The 8111-nt window shown below is 58.4% G+C and carries 10 protein-coding genes; 5 read left to right on the top strand and 5 right to left on the bottom strand.

The annotated features are described in order from the left end of the window. Positions 1–96 precede the first annotated feature (96 nt). The gene (gene rssC / locus PMI18_RS22710; protein WP_007897104.1) at positions 97–579 is read right to left on the bottom strand and encodes an anti-sigma factor antagonist RssC; all 483 of its coding nucleotides are present in this window, start codon (positions 577–579) and stop codon (positions 97–99) included. Further along, positions 576–1760 (bottom strand): two-component system response regulator RssB, encoded by a 1185-nt coding sequence (rssB, locus tag PMI18_RS22705; RefSeq protein ID WP_007897105.1) that lies wholly within the window; start codon positions 1758–1760, stop codon positions 576–578. Before rssB ends, rssC begins: the two co-directional genes overlap by 4 nt. Before the next feature lie 277 nt (positions 1761–2037). On the opposite strand from rssB, the gene PMI18_RS22700 reads away from it, so the two are divergent. Next, positions 2038–2337, top strand: a complete 300-nt coding sequence (locus PMI18_RS22700; RefSeq protein WP_007897106.1) for a PilZ domain-containing protein — start codon at positions 2038–2040, stop codon at positions 2335–2337. A gap of 72 nt (positions 2338–2409) precedes the next feature. Here PMI18_RS22700 and PMI18_RS22695 read toward each other — a convergent pair whose 3' ends face one another. Then, the gene (locus PMI18_RS22695; protein WP_007897107.1) at positions 2410–3099 is read right to left on the bottom strand and encodes an MlaA family lipoprotein; all 690 of its coding nucleotides are present in this window, start codon (positions 3097–3099) and stop codon (positions 2410–2412) included. A 200-nt stretch (positions 3100–3299) separates the two neighbouring features. Here PMI18_RS22695 and PMI18_RS22690 point away from each other — a divergent pair, with 200 nt between their 5' ends. Continuing rightward, complete coding sequence (locus PMI18_RS22690) at positions 3300–3920, top strand: hypothetical protein (protein WP_007897108.1); 621 nt, start codon at positions 3300–3302, stop codon at positions 3918–3920. A 109-nt stretch (positions 3921–4029) separates the two neighbouring features. After that, on the top strand, positions 4030–4293 hold the full coding sequence (locus PMI18_RS22685; protein ID WP_007897109.1) for a DUF4404 family protein: 264 nt from the start codon (positions 4030–4032) through the stop codon (positions 4291–4293). A 169-nt stretch (positions 4294–4462) separates the two neighbouring features. Here PMI18_RS22685 and queF read toward each other — a convergent pair whose 3' ends face one another. Together queF and copI are read right to left on the bottom strand one after the other, a co-directional pair. Next, complete coding sequence (queF, locus tag PMI18_RS22680) at positions 4463–5293, bottom strand: NADPH-dependent 7-cyano-7-deazaguanine reductase QueF (protein ID WP_007897111.1); 831 nt, start codon at positions 5291–5293, stop codon at positions 4463–4465. 61 nt (positions 5294–5354) lie between these two features. After that, positions 5355–5891: a copper-resistant cuproprotein CopI gene (gene copI, locus PMI18_RS22675; protein WP_007897113.1), complete on the bottom strand. Its 537-nt coding sequence runs from the start codon at positions 5889–5891 to the stop codon at positions 5355–5357. Between the two features lie 153 nt (positions 5892–6044). Here copI and PMI18_RS22670 point away from each other — a divergent pair, with 153 nt between their 5' ends. Together PMI18_RS22670 and PMI18_RS22665 are read left to right on the top strand one after the other, a co-directional pair. After that, positions 6045–6725 carry a heavy metal response regulator transcription factor gene (locus PMI18_RS22670; protein WP_007897115.1) on the top strand — a complete coding sequence of 227 codons (681 nt, stop codon included), beginning with the start codon at positions 6045–6047 and terminating at the stop codon, positions 6723–6725. Beyond that, positions 6725–8074: a heavy metal sensor histidine kinase gene (locus PMI18_RS22665; protein WP_007897117.1), complete on the top strand. Its 1350-nt coding sequence runs from the start codon at positions 6725–6727 to the stop codon at positions 8072–8074. Before PMI18_RS22670 ends, PMI18_RS22665 begins: the two co-directional genes overlap by 1 nt. Positions 8075–8111 lie beyond the last annotated feature (37 nt).

Raw genomic sequence — 8111 nt, forward strand, 5'->3', positions numbered from 1 at the left:
GGTAGCCATTTCATTAGGGGATTCGTAGTGCGTCGGGATGGTGTGTTTACGTGGGGCTAGTGTGGGATCAGACCGACCCACACCGTTTCAGGGGAATCAATGCCGCTCCAGCGCATTCACCAGGTCATGGAACGCTTCACGATTGGAGTCGTTCAGGCCCATGAGGATTTTGTGCGCTTCGAGGACTTTGACGCGTACCACTTCTTCGGACTGATCCTGGTCTGGCAGGTCGGTCAGGCATTCAGGGCATGGGATCGGGCGGTCAACGATGTTGAACACTTGCTCGAAGCCCATGGACTGCAGCAGACGGGTGATGTCTTCGTGGGTGGTGACGACGGTCGGCAGCAGGCCGACCTTTTGCCGCGACAGGATCGACAGTTTGGCCAGCAGGCCCAGGGTGGTGCTGTCGATGCTGCGGGTTTCGGTCAGGTCGATCACGATCGCGTTGAAATTCAACGCGGTGAAGATCCGCTCAATAGTCGCATCCAACGCCGAACACAGGGTCAGGCGAACTTCACCGACGAACTTCAGGACGAAGGTGCCGTCCTGCTCGGCGAACTGGATTCTACCGGTACTCATTCAAGATTCCTGCTCAACACCAACAGGGCGATATCATCCGGCATCTCCCCTAGCGTGGCCAATCCAAAAACCTGGCGCAGACCATCCAGGCTGCCGCCCGCTGCCTTCACCCGTTGAGGTAAAGCAGCTTCTTTCTCTTTGAGTGTGGGTTCTGGCAAAAGGTCCAAAATGCCATCAGACATCAGCGTCAAGCTGAACACTGGCGGCAATTCCAGTACGTGGTCTTCGTAGGTGGCTTCATTGAAGAGGCCCACCGGCAGACCACGCCCTTCCAGGTAACGAACACTGTCTGGCGTGTACAACACAGGCAACGGCAGATGACCGCCGATGCTATAGGTCAACAAACCGGTCTCCTCGTCGATGACTCCACCGACCATTGTGACGTGTTTACCCAGCTTACAACTGATCAGGCCCCGGTTGATATGACCAAGAACCTCTGAAGGCTTGAACTCCGGCAATGTGCCGTTGCGCTTGGATTCGAACAGCAAGCGCGTGGTCATGAACTTCAGCAGCACGGTAACGAAGGCTGAAGAGGCGCCATGACCGGAAACGTCCGCCAAGTAGAACGCTACCCGACGCTCGTCGACCCGAAAGTAGTCGACGAAATCGCCCGAAAGGTACAGCGACGGGATGATCTGGTGTGCAAACTGGAACTCGTTGATGCTCCAGGGGCTGACCGGCAGCATGTTCATCTGCACCTGGCGACCGGCGTTCTGGTCTTCCTGGAGCAGGTTCAGGCTGGCTTCGAGCTCGCGATTGGCCTTTTCCAGCTTCTCGCGATAGCGCTGGTTTTCCAGCAGCAGGCGCGCACGATCCAGGGCTCGGCGCACAGAGTGCTCGAGCACGGCCAGATCTTCGAGAGGCTTGATCAGGTAATCCGCCGCGCCCAGGCGCAGGGCCTCGACCGCGTCGTTCATCACGCCGGCGCCCGACACCACGATTACCGGTGTTTGCGGCGACAGCTCGGTGACCTGGCGAATGAGTTCAAGTCCGCCCATCTGCGGCATGCGCAGATCGCAGATGACCAAGTCGGGCTTGTCTTGCTCGAATACCTGAAGTCCCTGCTGGCCATTGCTGGCCTGCAGGACACTGAAACCACTGTCTTCCAAGTAGGCCGCGAGGCTCGCGCGCACTACTTCGTCATCATCGATTATCAGCAGCGTGGCACTGGTTTTTGGCATGTGGGCAAACGGCGCCAGAATTAGGTTGGCGTAGCAGGCTGGGCATTTGGCCCTGCTCACACTACTGGATTCGCTTTCTAGCCTCTCTGGCCGCACCGTTTTCGAGCGTTTGCCCTACTCACAGGTCCACCAAAGGTGCCCTTCTAAGGCGCAGACGGTACTCCCATCCGCGAGGCGTTTCAAGCTCACGCCGATGGTCGCTTGACGTCTTTACTTGTCAAATCACCGAGAGTTATAAGAACAGGCAAAACCGTAACCCAAAGGAAGGATCGAGCCCATGAGCCAAACTGATCGGGACTACAGCGAAAAGCGCGATTTCATCCGCATGCGGGTCGATGCCGATGTGGCGCTGATTCATGAGGGCGACGAGGTGCCAGCCGTCTGCATCGACCTTTCCAGCAGTGGCATGCAGGTTGAGGCGCCCCGTTTATTCAAGGTGGGTGACCGGCTTAGCGTGCGGATTGACTCCGATCACGCAGCACTAAAAGGCCTTGAGGCCGATACCGAGGTGGTGTGGGTGAAAGCACAGGACGGTGGCAATCAGAAACTCGGGCTTACAATCCTGAAGATGAAGTAACCCCGATTTAGCCCGCAAGCCAAACGAAAGAAGGCGGCCAAATGGCCGCCTTCTTCGTTTTACCGGTCGAGATTAAAAATCGTCTTCGACCTGGCCGTCCTTGACCTTGAATTCGCGGTTTTGCAGGTATGCATTGCGAATAAAGGTGTATTTGTCGCCGCTGACCAGCTTCTCGGCCGACAGCAGGTTGGCGCGGGTGTCGACGATGTTCAGGCCGAAGATCGAATTACGCACCGGTACGTCGTGGATGTAGCGGTACGGGCCGGTATAGCCGTCGACATACTTGGAAGGCGCATCACGCAAGGTGCTTGGGCCCAGCAGCGGCAGCATCAAGTATGGGCCGCTGCCCACGCCCCAGTAACCGAGGGTCTGGCCGAAGTCTTCATCATTGCGATGCAGGCCCATTTGGGTGCCCACGTCGAAGAAGCCCAGCAGGCCGAAGGTGGTGTTGAAGATCAAACGCGCGGTGTCGACGCCTGCCGCGGTGGGCTTGACCTGCAACACGTCGTTGGCAAGGTTGGTCACGTCGCCAACGTTGCGGAACATGTTGTGGATGCCCTCTTCCAGAAACTGCGGCGTGACGAATTGATAGCCCTGAGCCAATGGCTTCAGTGCGTAGGTATCGACAAAATCGTTGAACTTGTAGATCGGGCGGTTAATGCTTTCCCAAGGATCTTCTTCCGTGGCAGCCTGAGCCGCAAACGGAACCAGCAATACACTGGCACACATACAAAGCTGAGCGAGTCGATTGCTCCAGCGCATAGAGAAACTCCTTGGATTGTACTGACGCGGACGCTTGGCCCAGTCGCAAAGACCGCTAGTATATGACGGATAACCCGGTTTAGGCAGCATCGTGCGCGATCGCTCCCGGATGATTCCTCCTGGCTGGGAGCGATTCACATCAGTGTCACTCAACTGTCACCGTCCACGAATAGCCTTGTTACTATTTCAAGGACGTTGATATGCCACGCGCCGAAACCTCGCCTCTCATCGCACCCAGCCTGACCGCTGTACTGTTCGGTCTCAGTGGATGTCTGGTGGATTTCGGCGCACGCACTCGCCAACCCGGCACACTGACTCCCGAGCACACCGAAGTCACGCTTGGCGCTCTGGATAGCCTGTCCAGCTTGCAGCGCCAACAGATTCCTTGCGCCTGGCTCGATGAACTGCCCCCCGCCCTCAGCCACTCTCTGGCCGCGGCACTCCCGGACTGGATCAAACCTTCGCAACACCCGGCAACAATCAATCCATGGCCGGCTCCGAACGCCTGTTGGCAAGCCTTGATGGCGTTGAATGTCGAACGTCTGGACGGTTGCGTGCTGGTCAGCGGCGAACCGCGACTTCTGCAGTCAGGCCTGAATGCCGGGTTGTGGACCATTGGCCTGGCGTCCTGCGGCTCGCTGTGCGGGCTGGCTCCAAGCGAATGGCAGACCTTGAGTCAAAAGGAACGGGAACACCTGCGCGGCAAGGCGACAATGCAGTTGTTCGGCCTGGGCGTGCATTCGGTGATCGATCATCTGGGCGAACTCGACACCTGCCTGGCCGATATCAGTCTGCGCCGGCTCAAGGGCGAAAAGCCCTGATCGAGATCATGCAGTTTGCCCGGGAGTGGATTAATCTAAAGGTCAGCCATAGACCTTTGGCGCGCCGCTGCGGTCTATGCCAGTGCCTATCGATAAAAGGAAGAACGCCATGCCTGCCCGCGAACTGCAAGAACAGCTCAACAAACTGCGCGAGCAATTGGAACAGAATCCACCGCTTTCCGAAGAAGAGCGCGCTGACCTGCACGCGCTGATGCAACAGATCGAACTTGAGCTTGAGCTGGAAACCAAAACCCAGGACACCAACCTCGCCGACAATGTAAACCTGGCCGTCGAGCGCTTCGAACTCGAACACCCGACCCTTGCTGGCACCTTGCGCAACATCGTGCAAGCCTTGGGCAACATGGGGATCTGAACCCGCCAGATAAAAAAAAGCCCCGCTAGCGATAGCGGGGCTTTTTCATATCCGGGGTTTGCAAATGCAACCCCCTGTGGGAGCGAGCCTGCTCGCGATGGCTGAGTGTCAGTCAACATCACTGTTGAATATGCTGGACTCATCGCGAGCAGGCTCCCACATTAGATCTTCATTGACGGACCAGGCGGTGGTTCGGCAGTTGTACTTCTTCGGTGCTGCGATACGGGTTGATGTCCAACCCGCCGCGACGTACATACCGTGCATACACCGTCAGTTTCTCTGGCTTCAGCAATCGTTGCAGGTCGAGGAAAATCCGCTCCACGCACTGCTCATGGAAGTCCGAGTGCTGTCGGAAGCTCACGATGTATTCCAGCAAACTCGCGTGATCCAGCGCCGCGCCGCGATACTCCACCGCCACGCTGCCCCAATCCGGCTGGCTGGTAACCGGGCAGTTGGATTTGAGCAAATGGCTATGCACGCACTCTTCAACAATGAGCGACTCATCGCACCGCAGCAGTTCCGGACGAGGATGCTCATAGTTGCTGACGCTGATATCCAGGTCATCGATGCACACACCCGGCAACGCCACGACGCCTTCTGCCTCAACCTCTTTCAGGCTGCGAATCCGCACGCCCACCGGTTTGCCGGCAGCGGCCGAAAGGTCTTTTGCCAGCGTCGCTTCAAGGCTTGCGGTATCGGCAAACGCTGTTTGGTTCAGCGAATTGAGGTACAGCTTGAACGACTTCGATTCGATGATGTTCGGCGAATCCGCCGCAATGCTGAATTCGCCAATCGCCACCACGGGCTTGCCGGACGGCAACAGCCACGACAGCTCGAAGCAATTCCAGAAGTCCACGCCCTTGTACGGCAGGGTTTCAGCCGTCAGGCCCAGCTCGGCCCATTTCGCGGTGCGCGGGATCGGGAACAGCAGGGACGGTGTGTAGGTGGCGATGTATTCGCTGGATTTGCCCAGCGGCGAATGTTCGGCTGCGGGATGCATGGCGGAAACCTGACTGAAGAATCAGCGGATTCTACCAGCCTTTGCTCCCGCCTTTGAGTGCTTACTGACTGACTGTCAGTTTGCCGACCATACCGGCCTGATAGTGGCCGGGGATATTGCAGGCAAATTCCAGGTTGGTGGCCTTGGTGAAGGTCCAGGTCAACTCGGTGGTTTTGCCCGGCTCCACCAGCACACTGTTCGGGTCATCGTGTTTCATCCCATGCCCTTCGGAGGAATGGTCCATAGTGGCCATGGAGCCGTGGTCCATGGCCTTCATGCTTGTAGGCATCAGCATGCCGCTTTGCTGCATCTGCAGCATTTCCTGCTGATGCCTGGCATGCATCGCCGCGTCGCCGAGGTTGAATTCGTGCAGCAACTGACCTTTATTCACCAGTACAAAGCGAACGGTCTCACCGGCCTTGATCTCGATGGCTTTCGGATCGAACGACATATCGCCCATTACCACTTCAACGCTACGGGTAGCCCGGACAGCCTTTGCCGGTTGACCGAAGTCGTAGGTATGCGTCGGTGAGGCCTCTAGCCCTACACTCAAGGTCAACAAACAAGCGGCCAATACCAGACGCTTTCGCAAAAACATAGTCGCACTCCAACAAGATGAGGTTCAGCTTGTGGGAAACTTAACCCGCGGGCTCTGCCAGCCACCTGACAGGCAGATTACAACTTTGTCAGGTTGGCCTGTATCGCCGCCGCCCACGGTATAACGCAACCGTTCCAACTGCCCGAGTCGCCCATGAAACTGCTGATTGTCGAAGACCAACCAAAAACTGGCCATTACCTGCGTCAGGGCCTGACCGAGGCCGGCTTCACCACCGAATTGGTGGCCGATGGCAGCACCGGCCAGCAACTGGCGTTGAGCGGCGATTACGCCTTGTTGATCCTTGATGTGATGCTGCCCGGTCGCAATGGCTGGCAGATTCTGCAAGCGGTGCGCAGCGCGGGCCTCGACACGCCGGTACTGTTTCTTACAGCCCGAGACGCGGTGGAGGACAGGGTGCACGGCCTGGAGCTAGGTGCCGACGACTACCTGGTCAAACCTTTCGCCTTCTCCGAACTGCTGGCCCGGGTTCGCAGCCTGCTGCGGCGCGGCAGCACCACACCTCAGGAAACCAGCCTGCAACTGGCCGACTTGCGCCTGGACCTGATCCGCCGTCGAGTCGAGCGCAACGGCCAGCGCATCGACCTGACCGCCAAGGAATTCGCTCTGCTGGAAATGCTCCTACGGCGCCAAGGCGAAGTGCTGCCCAAGTCGCTGATCGCTTCCCAGGTGTGGGACATGAATTTCGACAGTGACACCAATGTTATCGAAGTAGCGATCCGCCGTTTGCGCCTGAAGATCGACGATGACTTCCCGAATAAATTGATCCACACCGTGCGTGGCATGGGCTACGTCCTTGAAGAGCGCCCTGCCTGATGCGCCGACTTTCACTAAGCAATCGCCTGGCGCTGCTGTTTGCGGCCTGCACCGCGGTGGTGTCGTTGTTCGCCGGGGTGTTGTTCAGCCGCGCCAGCGAGGCGCACTTTGTCGAGTTGGACCAGCAGTTGCTGGATGGCAAGCTGATTGGCTTGCGCCGGGCGCTGGACGACATTCAGTCCAGCGAAAGCGAGACCAAACTGGCCGATGAATTGAGCCGACAAGCCGATCTTTCGCTGCGCATCATCGGCAGCGACGGCCAACGTTTGTACGACAGCTCGGCCGGTTTGCCCAAAGACTTGCCGCGCCAGTTGGGTCTATCGACGGTGAGCGATGACGGTACTGATTACCGCGTCCTGAATGCACCGCTGTTCCTCGATAAACCCGATTCGCCGCAACTGACCCTCCTGCTGGACATCACCCATCACCAACACTTTCTTCAGCGCATGCAGCACCTGATTTGGCTGACGGTCGGTTTGTCGGCGCTGGCCACCGCCCTGCTCGGTGCCTGGGCGGCGCGCAGTGGTTTGCGCCCGCTACGGCGCATGAGTGCGGTCGCCAGCGGTGTTTCGGCGCAATCGCTCAACGCGCGCCTGCCGGAAGCAGACATGCCGCCAGAACTCGCGGAAATGGCCCACAGCTTCAATGCCATGCTCGGACGCCTCGACGACTCTTTTCAGCGTCTCTCGGCGTTTTCCGCCGACATCGCCCATGAACTGCGCACGCCGCTGTCGAACCTGCTGACCCACACCCAGGTCACCCTCACCCGCCCTCGCCCCATCGAGGATTACCGCGAGGCACTGCACAGCAACCTCGAAGAACTGCAATGGATGGCGCAACTGGTCAACGACATGTTGTACCTGGCCAAGGCTGACCATGGCTTGCTGATGCCCAAGCGCGAACCGCTGGAACTGGCGGAAGAAGCCGATGTGCTGCTGGAGTTCTTTGCGCCGCTGGCCGAGGACGCTCAGGTGAAATTGAGTCGTGACGGCAGCGCGCGCATGCAGGGCGACCGCAGCATGCTACGCCGGGCGCTGTCCAATTTGCTGGACAATGCGTTGCGGTTTACCCCGGCCAAGGGCGAGGTGCGGGTGAAGATTATCGAGCAGCCGAAGGGCTTGAGCCTGACCGTTGAAAACAGTGGTGAAGGGATTTCTGAAGACTTGTTGCCGCGCTTGTTTGACCGCTTCTACCGGGCAGACCCGGCGCGTCGTGAAGGCAGCAGTGAGCATGCGGGGTTGGGGTTGGCAATTACCCAGTCGATCATCCGCGCCCATGGTGGGCAGATTCGTTGCGAATCGGATAACGGATGGACGCTGTTTGTGATTGAGTTGCCGAAGGGGGATTGAGGGCAGCAGGGCCGGCCCCATCGCGGCATAGGTATCT

Source organism: Pseudomonas sp. GM102 (genome assembly GCF_000282555.1).
GTDB lineage: Bacteria > Pseudomonadota > Gammaproteobacteria > Pseudomonadales > Pseudomonadaceae > Aquipseudomonas.